At 72.2% G+C, this 17,217-nt stretch carries 17 protein-coding genes; 7 read left to right on the forward strand and 10 right to left on the reverse strand.

Translation table 11 applies throughout. From position 1 onward, the window contains the following. The first annotated feature begins 6 nt into the window (after positions 1-6). The gene (locus AB0J53_RS18780) at positions 7-714 is read left to right on the forward strand and encodes a class I SAM-dependent methyltransferase (protein WP_364173632.1); all 708 of its coding nucleotides are present in this window, start codon (positions 7-9) and stop codon (positions 712-714) included. Between the two features lie 22 nt (positions 715-736). Next, positions 737-1,417 (forward strand): polysaccharide deacetylase family protein, encoded by a 681-nt coding sequence (locus AB0J53_RS18785; RefSeq protein ID WP_364173634.1) that lies wholly within the window; start codon positions 737-739, stop codon positions 1,415-1,417. Here AB0J53_RS18785 and AB0J53_RS18790 read toward each other — a convergent pair. Together AB0J53_RS18790 and AB0J53_RS18795 are read right to left on the reverse strand one after the other, a co-directional pair. After that, the gene (locus tag AB0J53_RS18790; protein ID WP_364173637.1) at positions 1,405-2,016 is read right to left on the reverse strand and encodes a TetR/AcrR family transcriptional regulator; all 612 of its coding nucleotides are present in this window, start codon (positions 2,014-2,016) and stop codon (positions 1,405-1,407) included. The genes AB0J53_RS18785 and AB0J53_RS18790 overlap by 13 nt on opposite strands. A gap of 53 nt (positions 2,017-2,069) precedes the next feature. Then, positions 2,070-3,026 carry a LysR family transcriptional regulator gene (locus AB0J53_RS18795; RefSeq protein WP_364173639.1) on the reverse strand — a complete coding sequence of 319 codons (957 nt, stop codon included), beginning with the start codon at positions 3,024-3,026 and terminating at the stop codon, positions 2,070-2,072. 115 nt (positions 3,027-3,141) lie between these two features. On the opposite strand from AB0J53_RS18795, the gene AB0J53_RS18800 reads away from it, so the two are divergent. After that, positions 3,142-5,574, forward strand: coding sequence for a collagenase (locus tag AB0J53_RS18800; protein ID WP_364173642.1), 2,433 nt, complete (start codon positions 3,142-3,144; stop codon positions 5,572-5,574). A 50-nt stretch (positions 5,575-5,624) separates the two neighbouring features. On the opposite strand, the gene AB0J53_RS18805 is transcribed toward AB0J53_RS18800, so the two are convergent. Further along, the gene (locus AB0J53_RS18805; RefSeq protein ID WP_364173645.1) at positions 5,625-6,350 is read right to left on the reverse strand and encodes a PIG-L family deacetylase; all 726 of its coding nucleotides are present in this window, start codon (positions 6,348-6,350) and stop codon (positions 5,625-5,627) included. After that, positions 6,347-7,459, reverse strand: coding sequence for a hypothetical protein (locus AB0J53_RS18810; RefSeq protein WP_364173647.1), 1,113 nt, complete (start codon positions 7,457-7,459; stop codon positions 6,347-6,349). Before AB0J53_RS18810 ends, AB0J53_RS18805 begins: the two co-directional genes overlap by 4 nt. Positions 7,460-7,668: 209 nt before the next feature. Here AB0J53_RS18810 and AB0J53_RS18815 point away from each other — a divergent pair, with 209 nt between their 5' ends. Together AB0J53_RS18815 and AB0J53_RS18820 are read left to right on the forward strand one after the other, a co-directional pair. Then, the gene (locus AB0J53_RS18815) at positions 7,669-8,040 is read left to right on the forward strand and encodes a VOC family protein (RefSeq protein ID WP_357591341.1); all 372 of its coding nucleotides are present in this window, start codon (positions 7,669-7,671) and stop codon (positions 8,038-8,040) included. Continuing rightward, the gene (locus tag AB0J53_RS18820) at positions 8,037-8,312 is read left to right on the forward strand and encodes a DUF1905 domain-containing protein (protein WP_219500551.1); all 276 of its coding nucleotides are present in this window, start codon (positions 8,037-8,039) and stop codon (positions 8,310-8,312) included. Before AB0J53_RS18815 ends, AB0J53_RS18820 begins: the two co-directional genes overlap by 4 nt. 73 nt (positions 8,313-8,385) lie before the next feature. On the opposite strand, the gene guaA is transcribed toward AB0J53_RS18820, so the two are convergent. Then, entirely contained in the window at positions 8,386-9,933 is a 1,548-nt protein-coding gene (guaA, locus tag AB0J53_RS18825; protein ID WP_364173651.1) for a glutamine-hydrolyzing GMP synthase, read from the reverse strand. Between the two features lie 54 nt (positions 9,934-9,987). After that, positions 9,988-11,481, reverse strand: a complete 1,494-nt coding sequence (locus AB0J53_RS18830) for a DUF885 family protein (protein WP_364173654.1) — start codon at positions 11,479-11,481, stop codon at positions 9,988-9,990. A gap of 62 nt (positions 11,482-11,543) precedes the next feature. Here AB0J53_RS18830 and AB0J53_RS18835 point away from each other — a divergent pair, with 62 nt between their 5' ends. After that, positions 11,544-12,542, forward strand: coding sequence for a pyridoxal-phosphate dependent enzyme (locus tag AB0J53_RS18835; protein WP_364173657.1), 999 nt, complete (start codon positions 11,544-11,546; stop codon positions 12,540-12,542). On the opposite strand, the gene AB0J53_RS18840 is transcribed toward AB0J53_RS18835, so the two are convergent. Then, the gene (locus tag AB0J53_RS18840; protein WP_219500545.1) at positions 12,523-13,269 is read right to left on the reverse strand and encodes an N-acetyltransferase; all 747 of its coding nucleotides are present in this window, start codon (positions 13,267-13,269) and stop codon (positions 12,523-12,525) included. The genes AB0J53_RS18835 and AB0J53_RS18840 overlap by 20 nt on opposite strands. A gap of 11 nt (positions 13,270-13,280) precedes the next feature. Further along, positions 13,281-13,754, reverse strand: coding sequence for an Lrp/AsnC family transcriptional regulator (locus AB0J53_RS18845; RefSeq protein ID WP_219500543.1), 474 nt, complete (start codon positions 13,752-13,754; stop codon positions 13,281-13,283). Between the two features lie 64 nt (positions 13,755-13,818). Between AB0J53_RS18845 and AB0J53_RS18850 the strand changes: the two genes are divergently transcribed. Next, positions 13,819-15,168, forward strand: a complete 1,350-nt coding sequence (locus AB0J53_RS18850) for a pyridoxal-dependent decarboxylase (RefSeq protein WP_364173662.1) — start codon at positions 13,819-13,821, stop codon at positions 15,166-15,168. A gap of 1 nt (position 15,169) precedes the next feature. On the opposite strand, the gene AB0J53_RS18855 is transcribed toward AB0J53_RS18850, so the two are convergent. Both AB0J53_RS18855 and AB0J53_RS18860 read right to left on the reverse strand, forming a co-directional pair. After that, positions 15,170-15,628, reverse strand: coding sequence for a hypothetical protein (locus AB0J53_RS18855; RefSeq protein ID WP_364173664.1), 459 nt, complete (start codon positions 15,626-15,628; stop codon positions 15,170-15,172). An 82-nt stretch (positions 15,629-15,710) separates the two neighbouring features. Beyond that, positions 15,711-17,216 (reverse strand): succinic semialdehyde dehydrogenase, encoded by a 1,506-nt coding sequence (locus AB0J53_RS18860; protein WP_364173667.1) that lies wholly within the window; start codon positions 17,214-17,216, stop codon positions 15,711-15,713. Position 17,217: the final 1 nt, after the last annotated feature.

The following is a 17,217-nucleotide window of genomic DNA, read 5'->3' on the forward strand; positions in this document are numbered from 1 at the left end:
TGCATTGTGGACGTCACCGAGATCCGGCAGCTCGTCGCGCTGGAGCAGACCCACTGGTGGTATCGGGAGCGGCGGGCGATCCTGCGCGCCGAGCTGCGGCGGCTGGCCCGCCACGGCCGTCCCGGGCGGGCGCTCGACCTGGGCGCGGCGGGCGGCGGCAACACGCGCGTGCTCGTGGAGGAGGGCTGGGACGCGACCGCGACCGACTGCTCGGAGGAGGCCGTGGAGGTCGCCAGGCAGCGCGGGCTGCGGGCGATGGTCGCCGACGCCCGGTGGCCTCCGGTGGAGTCGGCCAGCGTCGACCTGGTGACGGCGTTCGACGTGCTCGAACACGTCGAGGAGGACTACCTGGTCACCGAGCAGATGGCGCGGGTGCTGCGGCCGGGCGGGCACGCGCTGATCGCGGTGCCGTGCGACATGTCGCTGTGGTCGGAGCACGACGACGCCGTCGGGCACCTGCGCCGCTACGACCGCGCCTCGCTGACCACCGTCGTGGAGAAGGCGGGGCTGCGGGTGGAGCGGGTGTGGAGCTGGAACGTGCTGCTGCGCCCGCTGGTCGCCCGGCACCGGCGCGGCTCGACGGGCAGCGACCTGCGCAAGCTGCCGTTCCTGGTGAACGCGGGGCTGTCGGCGGTCGTGATCGCAGAACGGTACCTTCCGGTCAAATCATGCAAAGGCGTAACACTGTTCCTACGGGCCCGGCTGGGCGGATGATCCCGGCGATACAGTGGAGCATGTGCTGATCCAGGGCTTGCTCTCCGTCTCCTTGCTGGTCTCCGGCGCCCCCGCCGGCGCCTCACAGGCGAAGATCGACTGTGCCAGGGTCAAGTGCCTGGCGCTCACGTTCGACGACGGGCCGGGCAAGACCACGCCGGCCCTGCTCGACCTGCTCAAGAGGGAACGGGTCAAGGCCACGTTCTTCCTGGTCGGCAACAAGGTGGAGGAGCGTCCGGCCATCGCCAGGCGCGCCGCCCGCGAGGGTCACGCGATCGGCAACCACACCTACTCGCACCCGTCGCTGCCGACGCTGTTCGACGACGACGTCCTCGACGAGCTCGGCGCCACCCAGGAGGCCATCGAGAAGGCCACCGGCCGGGCCCCGTCGATGTTCCGGCCGCCCTACGGGCACACCGACGACCGGGTGCTCCACCTGGCCTCCCAGCACGACCTGGCGCAGGTGATGTGGACCGGCACCACCCTCGACTGGGACCTGCGAGACGCCAGGAAGATCAAGGCCGCGGTGCTCCGGCTGGCCAAGCGCGACGGCGTGATCCTCATGCACGACACGGTCCCGGCGACGGTCAAGGCCATGCCGGGGATCGTCAAGGAGCTGAAGAAGCGCGGCTACCACCTGGTCACGGTGCCGGCGCTGCTGCGCGGCAAGAAGCCGGAGCCGGGCGCCAGCTACCCGTCCTGACCCGGGGCGAAGGCGCGCAGCGTGGCCTCGACGAGGGCGTCGGCGTAGTCGTCCGTCAGCGGGCCGGAGCGGTGCAGCCAGCGGTGATACAGGGGGGCGTAGAGGATCTCCAGCACCAGGTCGAGGTCGGCGTCGGCATCGAGCTGGCCGGCCCGCTGGGCACTGCGGAGCCGTTCCTTCTTGATCTCGTCCACGGGGTGGGCGAGTTTCTCCCGATACTGGGCGGCGAGGCCGGGGTCGCCGATGATCTCCTGGTTGAGCGCCCGGATCGGCGCGTCGAAGGCGGGATCGGCCAGCTCGGCGACCGTGGCCCGCATGACGAGTTTGAGGTCGGCCGCCAGGTCCCCGGTGTCGGGCAGCGCCATGCTCTCGCCTGCCGGGTCCTGGCTGAGGGCCAGGAAGGAGTCGAAGACCACGGCGCCCTTCGACGGCCACCAGCGGTAGATGGTCTGCTTGCCGACGCCCGCCCGCGCCGCGATGGCCTCGATCGAGACCTTGGCGTAGCCCAGCTCGGAGATCAGCTCGCGGGCGGCCTGGAGGATCGCCTGCCGGGAGCGCTCGCTGCGGCGGGCGGGGTTCGGCTTCTTGGACTCGGGCATGGGGTCAGGCTACCACCTAGGTGAGACGAAACGTCTCGTCTTGACTAGATCGGTCAAAGAAGAGGATGAACTTCCGGGTGGGACCGCCACCAGCGGGTGAAGGCCGGATTGTCCTCCACGTGATCCTCGAAGGCGCGGGCCAGGCCCCGGTAGACGGCGGCCGCGGCGGTGGCGCTGAGCCGGTCGCGGCGCCAGGCCAGGATGAGGCGGGCGACCTGGGGCTCACCGGCCAGCGGGCGGACGACCGTACCTTCGGGCTCGGGCCAGGTGGGGTCGACCAGACGGATGCCGTGCCCGGCCGCGACCAGGGGGCGGCCCGCGCCGCTGGGGGCGTCGTAGCGGACGTCGGGCTCGAACCCGGCGGCGCGGCAGGAGGCGCGCAGCGCGGCCAGCGAGCCGTCGTCGGCGCCGGGCGGGCTGATCCAGCGCTCGTTCCTGAGGTCGGCGAGGTCGATCTCGGGCTGCGAGGCCAGCGGGTGCTCCGCCGACAGCGCGACGAAGATCGGGTAGCGTGGGACGAGCGTCCGGGTGACGACGGGCGCGGTCAGCGGCACGTCGAAGCCCTCGATCATGCCCATGAGCGCGGCGTCGAGCTTGCCGTGGGCCAGGGCGTCGGCGAGCAGGACGGCGGACGGCTCGATCCGCAGCGAGATGGGCCGGCCGGGCAGGGCCTCGGTGACCCGGTCCACGACGCTGCCCACGCAGGCCAGGTGGACGCAGCCGAGCTGGAGCCCGGCGGTGGCGGCGCCGGTGTCGCGCAGGTCGCCGAAGAGCGCGTCGATTTCGGACAGGACGATTCTGGCCCGCGCGATGACCTGGCGGCCCAGCGGCGTCGGCTCGACACCGGCGTGGCTGCGGACGAAGAGCTCTCCTCCGACGCTCTCCTCGACCTTCCTGAGCTGATTGGTCATGGCGGGCTGCGACAGGCCGAGGCGGGCGGCGGCTCGGGTCACGCTGCCCGTCTCGGCGATCGCACAGACCATCCGGAGGTGCCTGAGGTCGAGGTCCATGACCAGAAATTAGGGCATACGCAACACTTATGCCCGGGTGTATGACCCACTTTGACCGATGACTTTCACACTCGGACCGACCTCGCATCCATGCGGATACCCCCCGGAGGTTCGTGTGCGCAAGTTGCTCCTGTTAACCGCCCTGCTCGTGCCCTTCGCGGTCGCGGCTCCGGCCGTGGCCGAGCCGCCACCCGCCGCGGCCGAGCCGCCGCCCGCCGCGACCACTGCCGCGGCCACGATCGACGACCACGTACGCAAGGAGCCCCTGGCCCTCAAGGACCGGGCCCCGCTCCCCGCCTCCAAGGACGCGCTGCGGCGCGACTACGACGAACCCGCCGCCCCCGACGCCAGGACCGCCAAGGCCGCCGCCTGCTCGGTGAGCGACTTCACCAGCCGTACCGGCAGCGCGCTCGTCCAGCAGATCAAGACGTCCACCACCGAGTGCGTCGGCACCTTGTTCAGCCTGACGGGCCGGGACGCGAACCTGGCCTTCCGCGAGTCGCAGATGGTCAGCGTCGCGTACGCGCTGCGCGACAACGGCGCGAGCTACCCCGGCGACAACAGCACCGCCACCGCCCAGCTCGTGCTCTACCTGCGGGCCGGCTACTACGTCCAGTGGTACTACCCCGGCGACGTCGGCGCGTACGGCCAGACGCTGAAGACCGCCATCCAGGCCGGTCTGGACGCGTTCTTCGGCAACTCCCGATCGGGCACGGTCAGCGACGCCAACGGCGACGTGCTGTCGGAGGCGGTCACGCTGATCGACAGCGCCGCGGAGAACGACCGCTACCTGTACGTGGTCGAGCGCCTGCTCAACGACTACGACAGCTCGTACGACGGGTCGTGGTCGATGCTGAACGCGGTCAACAGCGTCTACACCGTGCTGTTCCGTGGGCACCAGCTCCCGGCGTTCGTCGCGGCGGTGCGGGCGGATCGCGGGGTGCTCGACACGCTGACCTCGTTCGCGACACGCCACCTGGCGCTGCTCGGCACCGACAACGGCTACCTGACCTCGAACGCGGGCCGCGAGCTGGCCCGGTTCCTCCAGCACGCCGACCTGCGGGCCACGGTCCGGCCGCTGGCGCGCGACCTGCTCACGCGCAGCTCCATCACCGGCGCCACCGCTCCCCTGTGGGTCGGCGTCGCCGAGATGGCCGACTTCTACGACGGGTCGAACTGCTCCTACTACGGCGTCTGCGACCTGCAGGAGCGGCTGGCGGCCGAGGTGCTGCCCGTCACCCACGCCTGCAGCCCCAGCATCAGGATCCGCGCCCAGCAGATGACCTCCGCGCAGCTCGACGGCAGCTGCTCCAGCCTGGCCGGGCAGGACGCGTTCTTCCACGACGTGGCGCGTGACAACGGCCCGGTCGCCGGTGACCGCAACACCACGCTGGAGGTCGTGGTGTTCGACTCCAGCGCCGACTACCAGACGTACGCGGGCGCGATGTTCGGCATCGACACCGACAACGGCGGCATGTACCTGGAGGGCGACCCGTCGGCGACGGGCAACCAGCCAAGGTTCATCGCCTACGAGGCCGAGTGGCTGCGCCCCGACTTCCAGATCTGGAACCTCAACCACGAGTACACCCACTACCTCGACGGCCGCTTCAACATGCACGGCGACTTCTCGGCCGGGGTCAGCACGCCGACGATCTGGTGGATCGAGGGCTTCGCCGAGTACGTGTCGTACTCGTACCGGAACCTGGCCTACGACGCGGCGATCGCGGAGGCGGCCAAGCGCACGTACGGGCTGTCGACGCTCTGGGACACCACCTATTCGCACGATTCCACCCGCGTGTACCGGTGGGGCTACCTGGCCGTCCGCTACATGTTCGAGCGGCATCCGGCCGACGTGGCGACCGTGCTGGGCTCGTACCGGACGGGCGCGTGGAGCACCGCGCGGACGTTCCTGACCAGCACGATCGGCAGCCGGTACGACTCCGACTGGAACACCTGGCTGGGCTCGCTCGGCAACGGCGGCTCGACGCCGTCGGCGGGGTTCACGTACGCGGCGAGCGGGCTGACGGCGTCGTTCACCGACACCTCGACCGGGACGATCACCGCCCGGCGCTGGGACTTCGGCGACGGCGGCTCGGCCACGTCGGCCAACCCGTCCCACACGTACGCCTCGGCGGGCACGTACACGGTCAGCCTGACGGTCACCGGCGAGGGCGGCCGCACCGACACCACGAGCAAGCAGGTCACGGTCACGGCGGCGGCGGAGTGCACCGGCGCCGACGTGAGGCAGCTCGGCCAGGACTGCCGGCGCAGCGGCCTGTCGGCATCCGCGGGGAACTACGCCTATCTGTACCTGTACGTGCCGGCGGGCACGGCGAGGCTGACCCTGACCTCGTCGGGCGGCACCGGTGACGCCGACCTGTACTACAGCGGCAGCTCCTGGGCCACCACGTCGTCCTACACGCAGCGGGCGACGGGCGCGGGCAACGCGCACACGCTGACGGTCGTCAACCCGGCGCCCGGCTACCACTACGTCAGCCTGTACGGGGCCAAGGCGTTCTCGGGCGCGGCGGTGACGACGGACTTCTGACCGGCCTCACCTTGACTCCCGGGGCCGTCCGGTCCCGGGAGTCGCCGTGTTCAGCCGCTCGGGCCGAGGGTCCAGACCAGCTCGTGGTTGAGCGGTCCCGGCACCGCCAGGATGTCGCCGAACTCGCTGGCCAGGGGCGCAAGCTGGGAGGCGTAGCAGAGCACGGCCCGCCGTTTGGCGCCCCACGCCTGCGCGTCCAGCCGCTCGGCCCGGTGCGGGCTGATCGACTCCAGCGCGCGCAGCGGCGCCCCGGCGCGCGGGTGCTCGGTGAGCGCCCGCGACGCCGCCCCGGTGCCCCACTCGCGCACGATCGACGCGTACGGCAGGTCGGCGTAGATCCACGGGGCCGGGCCGCCGGTGCCCGCCAGCGTCTTCAGCGCCTGGTCGCGGACCTGGAGGTGGGCGCTGTTGCCGATGCCCATCGGCAACAGGACCTGGGTGGCGGGCCCGGCGTGCGCGGCCAGGCAGTCCTCCAGGCCGTCGAGCCACGTCCCAGCGGCGGGCGCGTCGGGGTGGTCGAGCGCGATCTGCTCCACGCCGAGCGCCGCGCAGGCGCGGGCGTCCTCCGCGCGCCGCTCGCGTACGGCCTCGCCCGTCGAGGTGAACCCGCACAGCCGGTCCCACGCCGACGGGCCCCGGTCGTCGCCCTCCTCGGCGGCCGGTCCGCCGAAGACGGTGACGATCGCGGCCGGTCGCGGCAGCGTGGCCAGCACGCCCGCGACGGACAGCGCGGCGTCGTCGAAGTGCGGGGAGACCACCAGCGTCCGGAAGCTCATGCCCGCCTCCCGCCCCGCGTCAGGACCAGCCCGCGGCTGCCGCGTTTGCGCAGGTAGGCGCGGCCGTCGCAGACGAACTCCAGCGCGGGCGCGGCCAGCTCGCAGCGTTCGGCGACGGTCCACTCCGACTGCTCGCGCACCCACGGCCACACGGTGTCGTTGAGCCGCTCGGCGGCCAGCGAGATCAGCAGCAGGTCCGTGGGCAGCCGGTGCAGCAGGTCGAGGTCCTGGCCGTAGTAGAGCATCTCGCTCAGCAGGTACGCGCCGGACGGGCCGGCCTTGGCCAGCTCCTCCAGGCCGTCGGGCGTGGCCAGGACGCCCGGCACGGTCTCCAGGCGGGCGCGGAAGACGGGGTTCGGCTCGGCGGCGTGCACGGTGTAGCCCTTGTCCGCCAGCCGCCGGGAGAGCGCTCCCTCGCAGGGCCCGACTTCAACCAGGGGGCCGTCGCCAGGGAACCACCAGCGGGCGACCCACGCGGCGGTCGCGTCCAGCCGGGCGACCTCGTACGCCGACGTCTCGAACTCCCACGGATCGGTCACCTGGGCGGCGTCGTCGCTCAGGCTGGCGGTCAGCGCGTACAGCCGGTCGGCGGGCTCCCGCTCCAGGCGGGCGAACCGCTCGACGGCGGGCACCCGTTCGGTGGTGACGAGCCGGTCGGGCACCCGGCTGTTGAGCAGCGCCCCGGCGTGCGTGACGACGAAGCCGACCTTGGCCGCGACCTCGGCCCCGTCCAGCGCCTCGGCGCGCTCGGCGACGAGCTGGAGGTGCGGGTTGTCGCCGACCGCGCAGGCCGCGGTCCCGGCGGCCTGGACGACACTCCTGCCGTAGCGGGCCCGCCGGGCCCGGTGGTCGGCGGGCGAGTGCGTCCACACCTGCGGCTCCGGCAGCTCGCGCAGCCGGTCCGCGACCGTGTCCGGGGCGGGGAGCGGGGCGGTGTTGCGGCCCGGGTCCACGTACGGCGCGAGCAGCGCCAGCCGTTCGGCGAGCGGAGTTCCGCCCGGCAGGACGACGTGCTCGGCGTGGGTGCCGATCAGCACGTGGACGTCGTCGGCGGCGTGACGGGTCAGGACGGACAGGAAATCCAGGGCGACGTCTTCGGAATGCAGCACTGCGACGACCGGTGTCATGGCGGGTCCCCCGTGATCCGGTGAGGTGACGTTATTGTAAAGATTCTTGTCAGTTGCAGCATAAGGGTCGCGGGGGCTGAGCGAAAGATCCTCTTATGTGGGGATGATCTCGCTGTGGAGGAAGCGGCGAGCGATGAGTTTTCTCCCGCCCGCGAGTCATACCCGACGAACCCAACGCCAGGAGGCCCCGCATGAGCATCACCGGCATACACACCGTAGGCGTCCCCGTCAGCGACCAGGACCGGGCACTGGACTTCTACGTCGGCACCCTGGGCCTGGACAAGCGCCTGGACGCGCCGGTCGAGCAGCTCGGCGGCCGATGGATCGAGGTGGCCCCGCCCGGCTCCGCGACCACCATCGCGCTCCTGCCCGGCGGCGCCCCCGGCGTCGAGACCGGCATCCGGCTCACCACCCCCGACGCCGCGGCCCTGCACCAGGAGCTGACCGGGCACGGCGCCGACGTGGGCGAACTGCTGCGCTGGCCCGGCGTCCCGGCCATGTTCACGCTGCGCGACCCCGACGGCAACGGCCTCGAGATCGTCGAACAGGAGGCCGGCCGATGACCACCCTGGACAAGGAATTCACCGCCACCCTGCTCAAGAGCCCGAACGAGGGCGGCTGGACGTACGTCGTGATGCCCGGGTCAGCGGAGTTCTTCGGCACCCGCGGGCTCGTCAAGGTGCGCGGCACCATCGACGGGCAGCCGTTCCGCAGCTCGTTCATGGCCCTCGGCGACGGCACCCACAAGCTGCCGGTGAAGGCCGCCCTGCGCGAACTGCTCGGCAAGGGGCCCGGCGACACCATCACCGTCCACCTGGAGGAACGCCTCCGGTGAACGCCCCGGCGACCTGACGAGCCCCGGGAGCCCTGCCGACTCCCGGGGGACCGGGCTTTTCAGGCGGCGGTGGCTACTCCCACTCGATGGTGCCCGGGGGCTTGCTCGTCACGTCGACGACGACCCGGTTGACCTCGCGGACCTCGTTGGTGATGCGCGTCGAGATGCGCGACAGCACGTCGTACGGGACCCGGGCCCAGTCGGCGGTCATCGCGTCCTCGGAGGTGACCGGTCGCAGGACGACCGGGTGGCCGTAGGTGCGGCCGTCACCCTGGACGCCGACCGAGCGGACGTCGGCGAGCAGGACGACCGGGCACTGCCAGATCTCCCGGTCGAGCCCGGCGCGCGACAGCTCCTCGCGGGCGATGGCGTCGGCCTCGCGCAGCAGGTCGAGGCGGTCGCGGGTGACTTCGCCGACGATGCGGATGGCGAGGCCGGGGCCGGGGAACGGCTGGCGCCAGACCATCGCGGCCGGCAGGCCGAGCTCTTCGCCGGCGCGGCGCACCTCGTCCTTGAACAGGGTGCGCAGCGGCTCGACGAGCGTGAACTGGAGGTCTTCCGGCAGGCCGCCGACGTTGTGGTGGGACTTGATGTTGGCGGTGCCGGTGCCGCCGCCGGACTCGACGACGTCGGGGTAGAGGGTGCCCTGGACGAGGAACTCGACGGGGCCGTCGGCCATGATGGCGCGCTGCTCGTCCTCGAAGACGCGAATGAACTCGCGGCCGATGATCTTGCGCTTCTCCTCGGGGTCGCTGACGCCCTCAAGGGCCTTGAGGAAGCGGTCGGCGGCGTCGACGACGCGCAGGTTGACGCCGGTGGCGGCGACGAAGTCGCGCTCGACCTGCTCGGCCTCGCCCTTGCGCAGCAGGCCGTGGTCGACGAAGACGCAGGTGAGGCGGTCGCCGATGGCGCGCTGGACGAGCGCGGCGGCCACGGCGGAGTCGACGCCGCCGGACAGGGCGCAGATGGCGCGGCCGTCGCCGACCTGCCGGCGCACGGCTTCGACGGAGTCTTCGACGATGTTGAGCATCGTCCAGGTGGGGCGGCAGCCCGCCGCGTCGAGGAAGTGCTTGAGCACGGCCTGGCCGTGCTCGGAGTGGAGCACCTCGGGGTGGAACTGGACGCCGTAGAGGCCGCGCTCGGGGTTCTCGAACGCGGCCACCGGGGTCTCGCTGGTCGAGGCGGTCACGGCGAAGCCGTCGGGGGCCGCCGCGACGCTGTCGCCGTGGGACATCCACACCTGCTGGGTGGCCGGCAGGCCCGCGAAGATGACGCCTTCGTCGAGGACGTCGAGCGCGGTGCCGCCGTACTCGGCCACGCCCGTGCGCGCGACCTCGCCGCCGAGCGCCTGGGCCATGGCCTGGAACCCGTAGCAGATGCCGAACGTCGGCACCCCGGTGTCGAACAGGCCGTGGGGGACGGCCGGGGCGTTCTCGGCGTAGACCGAGGAGGGGCCGCCGGACAGGATGATGGCCTTGGGCTTCTTGGCCAGCATCTCCTCGACCGGCATCGTCGACGGGACGACCTCGGAGTAGACGTGGCACTCGCGCACCCGCCTCGCGATGAGCTGCGCGTACTGCGCGCCGAAGTCGACGACCAGTACCGTGTCGAATTCAGACACCGAAAGAGACCCCCCAAAGGCGAATGCGGTAATCCCAGTGTATCGGCCCCGGCCTCAGAGAATGGCGTCGAGGAGGCCCAGCGGCGGCGAGCCGAGATCGAACATCGCCTTGTGGAAGCGCTGCAGCGTGAAGGCGGCGCCCCACTCCTGCCGCGCCCGCTCCCGCAGGTCGAGGATGACCAGCTTGCCCCAGGTGTAGCGGCCGTAGGTCGGGTCGAACGAGGCGCGGCGGGCCTCCGACAGCGCGGCGGGCCCGGCGAGGTGGGTGTCGGCCTCGAAGCGCGCGGCGGCGTCCTCCACGGTCATGGCGCCGGTGTGCACGCCGATCGCGCAGGCGAGCCGGGTGACGCGGATGAGCGCCTCCACCCAGACGCCGATCTCGAAGCGCGGGTCCTCGGCCTCGAAGCCCTCCTCGACGCAGAGCTCCTCGGCGTAGTGGGCCCAGCCCTCGATGAACGACAGCGACTGCAGCAGCCGCCTGACGTTGGAGCCGGCGGCGCGCAGGGCCAGGCCGTGGGAGAAGTGGCCGGGCGCGACCTCGTGCACGTTGATGGCGGGCAGCGTGGTGTCGCTGAAGACCTCCAGCCACTCCTCCGCGTCCCGGGCCGGCCAGGACGGGTCGGGCGGGGTGATGTGGTACCAGGAGGGGCCCGCGGGCTCGCCGGGGGCGTTCCACGACATCATCGCCATCGCCCACCGGCGCGACTCGGGCGCCAGGCCGACCAGGCACTCGCCGTCGTGGTAGGGCACGAGGTCCTTCTCGCGGGTGAACGCGATCGCCTTCTCGGTGCCGATCCTGGCCGCCTCGATCACGCCGTCGGCGTCGGGGTGCTGCTTGACGAGCTCGCGTACGACGTCGAGCGGCGGGCGGCCGGCCTGGCTGAGGCGGGCGCAGGCGTCGGCGAGCCGGGCGAGCAGCCTGTCGCGTTCGGCGTCGGCGCGTTCGGCGAGCTTGCCCAGGTCCACGTCCAGGCCCTCGGCGGCGCCCATCAGGCGGGCCAGGGCGGGGCCGCCGAGCGCGGCGTCGGGGTCGCCGGTCCCGGCGGCGCGCTCGACGTGCGCGACGAGGTCGGCGTGGGCCTTCAGGGCGGCCTCGTGGGTGACGCCGGCGGCCAGGCCCTTGACGGCGCCGAGCAGGGAGCGCGCGACGGGGGCGCTGACCTGGTCGAGGGAGGCGATCGCGTGAGAGACGGCCTCGGGCCACAGCGCGAGGTGAGCGGCCCTGGCGGCGGCGCGTTCGGCCTCGGGGGCGTAGTCGCGGTCGTAGCAGGCCAGGTCGAGGTTGGACAGGTGGATGAGCGGGTTCTTGCGGTGCAGCTCCAGCTCGCCGAGCTGGACGCGCAGGCTCTCCTCGAACACGCCCAGGTGCCGCGCGTCGTACGGGTCGGCGGGGGCGTCGCCCTGGCCAAGGCGGGCCAGCCCGGCGCGGACGCCCTCGGGCGACAGGTCCTGGACGGCGCCGTCGTACTCGTGCCTGCCGCTGGCCTCCCGGGCTTCGGCCATGATCAGATCGGTGATCGCGCGGAGTCTGGGCTGGAGTTCGGTCATGACTCGGGAGGATAAGGGAGGACAAGCCGGATGAACATCCGCCGACGGGGCACATGGTGGACGTGAGCTGGGATGTCCGGGCGCTCGACCTGTTGCAGGCGGGGCCGCCCACACCGCTGATCGAGTTCCCCGCCGGGACGCCGGGGGTTCGCCTGCTGCTCAAGGACGAGTCCGCGCAGCCGACCGGGAGCCTGCGGCACCGGCATGCCCGCGCGCTGTTCCGGCAGGGGGTGCTCGACGGGCTGATCACCCGGGGGACGACCGTGGTGGAGGCCACGGGCGGGAACGCCGCCGTGGCGCAGGCATGGTTCGCCCGGCGGCTCGCGCTGCCGTACGTGGTGATCATGCCGGGGAAGCGGTCGGAGGAGCGGGCGCGGCCGGTGGAGGAGCTCGGCGGGGAGTGCCGGTTCGTGTCGCCGCCCGCGGCGATCTACGACGTGGCGCGGGAGGTGCCGGGGCACTTCCTCGACCAGTTCGGGCGGGCCGCCGAGCATGACCTCGCCACCGAGCTGTGCGCCCAGGTACGTCCGGACTGGGTGGTGGTGGGGGCCGGGACGGGCGCCACGTCGGCGACGCTGGGCCGCGTGCGCCGGGAGAGCGCCGGGGGCGAGGGGCCCCGGGTGGCCGTGGCGGATCCGGAGAACTCCGCCTATTTCCCCGGATGGACGCTGGACGTGCCCGACTACGCCACCGGGATGCCGTCGCGGATCGAGGGGATCGGGCGGCCCAGGATCGAGCCGGGGTTCCGGCCCGACCTCGTCGACCTGGTCATCCCGGTGCCCGACGCGGCGAGCGTGGCGGCGGCGCGGCTCATCCGCGAGGTGACCGGGCTGCCGGTGGGCGGGTCGTCGGGCACGGCGCTGTGGGCGGCGCTGGAGCTGGCGGAGCGGATGCGCGGGCGGGGCGAGAGCGGGACGGTGGTGTCGGTGCTCGGCGACGCCCAGGAGCGGCATCTGGCGACTTTTCATGACGACGGGTGGGCCGCCGCCAAGGGCCTGGACGTCCGGGGCTTCGAGGAGCGCCTGCGCGACCGTACGGGACTCACCCCAATGGGTGGCTGACCCAGACGTTCGGCTCGACGTAGACGGCGTAGTCCTGCTCCACGACGCAGTGGACGGGGCTCAGCGCGCCGGGGACCTCGATCGCGCCGGTGCGGTCGAACGGCAGGCCGGTCCAGCCGCGCCACTCGGCGAGCGTGCCCGGGACGACCATCGAGCGCGGCGCCACCTTGACGATCTTCCCGCCGGCACGTACGTGGACACGCAGCCAGGCGTCGTACGGGAGGCCGTCGGGGCGGGTGCGGAAGGCGTACTCGGACATGGGGGTGTGCGGTTCGAGGTGCTTCCGGTTGGGCCGCACGGGGGCGACGAGCTCGGTGAAGCCGCGTTCGGCGGCGTGCCTGCGCATGGCGGCGACCATGCGCGGGGACAGGCCGGTGCCGAGCAGGTCGCTGCGGACGGTGATCTCCAGGGCGGAGATCCGGGTGGGCGTCGTGCCGCGCTCGCGGCCCAGCCAGGCGCGCCGGATCACGCCGTCCCAGCCGTCGTCGGGCAGCTCGGCGGACTCGCCGAGCGCGAACGGCACCATGCAGCCCCGCGCCGCCAGCCGCCCCGGCTCCTCGTCGCTGTCGGCCACCAGGACGTAGTCCGGGTAGGCGCGCACGCAGATCCCGTAGTAGAGGTCCGCGATGGGGTCGTTCAGCACGAACTCCTGCCAGGAGCTGTCCATGTTCCACAGCGACTCGGCGAACTCGGGACGCTCGGCCAGCGTCGTGATCCGGAGGGTCATGGGGATGAATGTTACATATCGGACGGCCGCTGGATCGGCTGATGCTCGGCCTTGAAGATCAGCGTGGTGTGCAGGTGGACGATCTCCGGCCGGATCAGGAACCGTTCCAGGCAGAGCCGGTGCAGGTGGTCGGCGTCGGCCACGGCCACGTGCACCAGGAAGTCCTCCGCGCCCGCCACGTGGAAGAGCGTGATCGTCTCCGGCAGGCCGAGCACGAACGAGCGCAACGGGTCCACGAGCTGGCTGGTGTGCGGGCGCACCCGCAGCGCGAGCAGCGCCTGGAGCGGGCGGCCGAGCCTGGCGGTGTCGACCGAGGCGCGGAACCCGGTGATGATGCCCCGGCGGCGCAACGAGCGGACCCGTTCGAGCGCGGTGGAGGGCGCGACGCCGAGCCGCGCGGCCAGATCCTTGTTGGGCAGCCGCGCGTCCCTCTGCAATTCGGCGAGGATCGCCAGATCGACCGTATCCAGTTCGGCGTTCTGCATGGATGCCGCCCTTCGATTCGGTCAGGCTAGCTGTAGACCGACGAAGTCATCAATATCCCGAAATATGTGGAACATTGAGGAGTTCACCGAAGCGGCCGGCATCACGGTCGGCGAGCTGGCCGCGTACGTCGACGTGAGCCAGCGGGGCGAGGCCCCGGTGCTGCGGCGCACGCCGCCACGCGAGCTGGCCGAGCGGCTGGGCCTGCGGGACCTGATCGTGAAGGGCGGGCTGACGCCCGACGCCTACCGGGGCTTCCTGCGGACGTTCCTGGAGGAGGGCACCAGGCTTCACCATCCCGGCTTTCTCGCCCATCAGGTCGCCTCGCCGGACTTCCCGGCCGCGCTCGCCGACTTCATACACGGCGCCACGAACAACCCGATGGCCGTCTACGAGATGGGCGCGGCGGCGGCCACGGTGGAGTTCGAGGTGCTGCGCTGGATGCTGGGCAAGGTGGGCTTCCCGGCGGGCGGCGGCGTGCTGACGCACGGCGGCTCGCTGGCGAACCTGACCGCGCTGCTGGCGGCGCGGGCGCGGGCGGTTCCGGACGCCTGGGACGACGGCGTGCCGGGCGACCTGGTGATCCTGGCCCCGCCGGCGGCGCACTACTCGATCGCGCGGGCGGCGTCGATCCTCGGGCTGGGGCAGCGGGCGCTGGTCCCGCTGGAGACGGACGCGCTGGGGCGGATCGACCCCGCCAAGCTGCCCGACCTCTCCGGCAAGAGGGTGATGGCCCTGGTCGCGTCGGCCTGCGCCACCGGCACCGGCCTGTACGACGACCTGCGCGCCATCGGCGCCTGGTGCCGCGAGCACGGCGTCTGGTTCCACGTGGACGCCGCGCACGGCGCCTCGGCCCTGCTGTCGGACCGCCACGCGCACCTGCTCGACGGGATCGAGCTGGCCGACTCGGTCGTCTGGGACGCGCACAAGATGCTGCGCACCTCGTCACTGGCCGCCGCCGTGCTCGTGCGGCGCGAGGCCGACCTGGACGCCGCCTTCAAGCAGGAGGCCAGCTACCTCTTCTACGGCGACCAGGGCTTCGACCTCATCACCCGCACGGTCGAGTGCACCAAGGCCGAGCTCGGGCTGAAGATCTTCCTGAACCTGGCCTGGCGCGGCGAGCGCGGCCTGGGCGAGTACGTGGCCGGGCGGTACGACACCGCGCACCGGTTCTGGGAGCTGGCCCGCGACCGGCCCGGCTTCACGGCGCCGTACGAGCCGCAGAGCAACATCGTCTGCTTCCGCCACGGCGACGGCGACCAGGCGGCGATCCGGGAGCGGCTGATGCGCGGCGGCTCCTTCCACCTGAGCTCCACCGAGCTGGACGGCGTCCGCCACCTGAGGATCACCGTGATGTCCCCGGCGACGGACGACCGCGCGCTCGTGGCGCTGCTGGACGAGATAGCGGCCCTGTGAGTCAGCGGCAGGCGACGCCGGTCAGGTCGAGCCTGCCGTTGTAGTCGGTGCCGGGACCGGTGTGGTCGCCGTGGCGGGCGCGGACGCTCACGCACAGGTTCTTGCCGTAGACCTTGACCGGGCCCGCGTAGTACTTGAAGCGGCCCTGGTCCTCGTCGTAGTTGTTCTTCCAGTTGTCCTCGGCCCAGCGGGAGTTGTACATCTCCAGCCACATGGGCGTCTTCTCGCCGTAGCGGGCGCCCTTGCGCTTGACCAGGGCCGCGCAGTTCCACCCCGTGCTCGCGTCGTAGTAAAGCTTGACGTCGCTGCGGTAGTAGGTGGAGCCGTCGAGCGCGTCCTTCATCGGCACCTTCCAGCTCCCGACGAGCGTGCCGCTGCAGCCGTACGCCGCCGCGCCGGCCGCCGTGGGCGTGGCCAGGTGCAGCGCCAGGACGGCCACCCCCGCGAGCGAAGCGGTCATCGTTCTTTTGAACACCATGAATCCCCCAAAAGAGTCAAAAGACTCTTCCAGGGTTAACAAACGCCGACTGCCCCCGTCAAACTCACTTCAGCCGCAGCCTCTTCATCGTCTTGAGCGTCGTCACCAGCACCTCGGACCACTTCTCGTACGTCAGGTCGAACGGCGGCTCGAACCCCAGCCAGCTCGCCTGCGAGGCCACGGTCTGCGCCTCGGTGTAGCGCAGCAGCCCCTCGGCGCCGTGCCTGCGCCCCAGGCCGGACGCCTTCATCCCGCCCATCGGCGCGTCATAGGAGGCGTACGCGGCCCCGTACCCCTCGTTGATGTTGACCGTGCCCGCGTCGAGGCGGGCGGCGAACGCGCGGCCGCGCGCCGGGTCGCCGGTCCACACGGCGGCGTTCAGCCCGTAGACGGTGTCGTTGGCCAGCTCGACCGCCTGGTCCTCGGTGTCGTACGGGTAGAGCGCGACCACCGGGCCGAACGTCTCGTTGCGGCACAGCTCCATGTCCTCGGTGACGCCGGTCAGCACGGTCGGCTCGTAGAACAGCGGCCCGAGGTCGGGCCTGGCCCGGCCGCCGGCCAGCACGGTCGCGCCGCGCGCCACCGCGTCGTCGACGTGCGCGGCGACCGCGTCGAGCTGCCGCCGGAAGGTGAGCGAGCCCATCTGGACCGACCAGTCGCGCCCCGGCCCCACCTTCAGGTTGCCGACCTGCCGGGCGAACCGGGAGGCGAACGCCTCGAACATGGACGAGGGCACGTAGATCCGCTCGATCGACATGCAGAACTGCCCGGCGTTGGCGAAGCTCGCCCGCACCGCGCCGAGCACGGCCTGGTCCAGGTCGGCGTCGTCGAGGACCACCATCGGGTTCTTGCCGCCCAGCTCCAGCGAGCAGCCGATGAGCCGCTTGGCCGCCTTCTCGGCGACCTTCCTGCCGCCGCGCGTGGAGCCGGTGAAGGCCACGTAGTCGGCGCCGTCGAACAGCGCGTCACCGATGACGTCGGGCTCACCGAGCACGATCTGCCAGATCTCGCGCGGCATGCCGAGCTCCACGAGCAGGTCGACGGCCCACCGGGTGGACAGCGCGGTCTGCGTGTCGGGCTTGTGCACCAGCGCGTTGCCGGCCAGCAGCGCGGGCACCGCGTCGGTGACGCCGAGGGCCAGCGGGTAGTTCCACGGGGTGATCAGCGCGACCACGCCCTTGGGCCGGCGCAGCTCGGCGACCCTCGTCGCGACGGGGAAGATGCCTTTGCGCCGCTGCGGCGCGAGCAGCCCGGCGGCGCGGCGCGCGTAGTAGAGCGTGCAGCCGGCGACGTCGAGCACCTCCTCGAAGGCGTGCTTGCGGGCCTTGCCGGTCTCGTCCTGGAGCAGGTCGAGGATCTCGTCGCGCCGGTCCAGCAGGGCGTCGTGCAGCAGCAGGAACGGCCGCGCCCGCTCGGCGACCGGCCGCGCCGCCCACTCCGCCTGCGCCTCCCTGGCCCGCCGGTACGCCTCGCGCACGTCGTCGGCGCCGGACAGGCTCAGCTCGGCGAGGGTCTCACCGGTGAAGGGGGCAGTGATCCGCTGGGTGCCGCCGCTGGTCGTCAGGTGCATG

Source organism: Nonomuraea sp. NPDC049725, from assembly GCF_040674795.1.
In the GTDB taxonomy this organism is placed as follows: Bacteria; Actinomycetota; Actinomycetes; order Streptosporangiales; family Streptosporangiaceae; genus Nonomuraea; species Nonomuraea ceibae.

Excerpts from the sequence above, each read along its gene's own strand:
- AB0J53_RS18790 (WP_364173637.1), bottom strand. The coding sequence starts at position 2,016 with ATGCCCGAGTCCAAGAAGCCGAACCCCGCCCGCCGCAGCGAGCGCTCC.
- AB0J53_RS18795 (WP_364173639.1), bottom strand. The coding sequence starts at position 3,026 with ATGGACCTCGACCTCAGGCACCTCCGGATGGTCTGTGCGATCGCCGAG.
- AB0J53_RS18805 (WP_364173645.1), bottom strand. The coding sequence starts at position 6,350 with ATGAGCTTCCGGACGCTGGTGGTCTCCCCGCACTTCGACGACGCCGCG.
- AB0J53_RS18815 (WP_357591341.1), top strand. The coding sequence starts at position 7,669 with ATGAGCATCACCGGCATACACACCGTAGGCGTCCCCGTCAGCGACCAG.
- AB0J53_RS18820 (WP_219500551.1), top strand. The coding sequence starts at position 8,037 with ATGACCACCCTGGACAAGGAATTCACCGCCACCCTGCTCAAGAGCCCG.
- AB0J53_RS18830 (WP_364173654.1), bottom strand. The coding sequence starts at position 11,481 with ATGACCGAACTCCAGCCCAGACTCCGCGCGATCACCGATCTGATCATG.
- AB0J53_RS18840 (WP_219500545.1), bottom strand. The coding sequence starts at position 13,269 with ATGACCCTCCGGATCACGACGCTGGCCGAGCGTCCCGAGTTCGCCGAG.
- AB0J53_RS18845 (WP_219500543.1), bottom strand. The coding sequence starts at position 13,754 with ATGCAGAACGCCGAACTGGATACGGTCGATCTGGCGATCCTCGCCGAA.
- AB0J53_RS18850 (WP_364173662.1), top strand. The coding sequence starts at position 13,819 with ATGTGGAACATTGAGGAGTTCACCGAAGCGGCCGGCATCACGGTCGGC.
- AB0J53_RS18855 (WP_364173664.1), bottom strand. The coding sequence starts at position 15,628 with ATGACCGCTTCGCTCGCGGGGGTGGCCGTCCTGGCGCTGCACCTGGCC.
- AB0J53_RS18860 (WP_364173667.1), bottom strand. The coding sequence starts at position 17,216 with ATGCACCTGACGACCAGCGGCGGCACCCAGCGGATCACTGCCCCCTTC.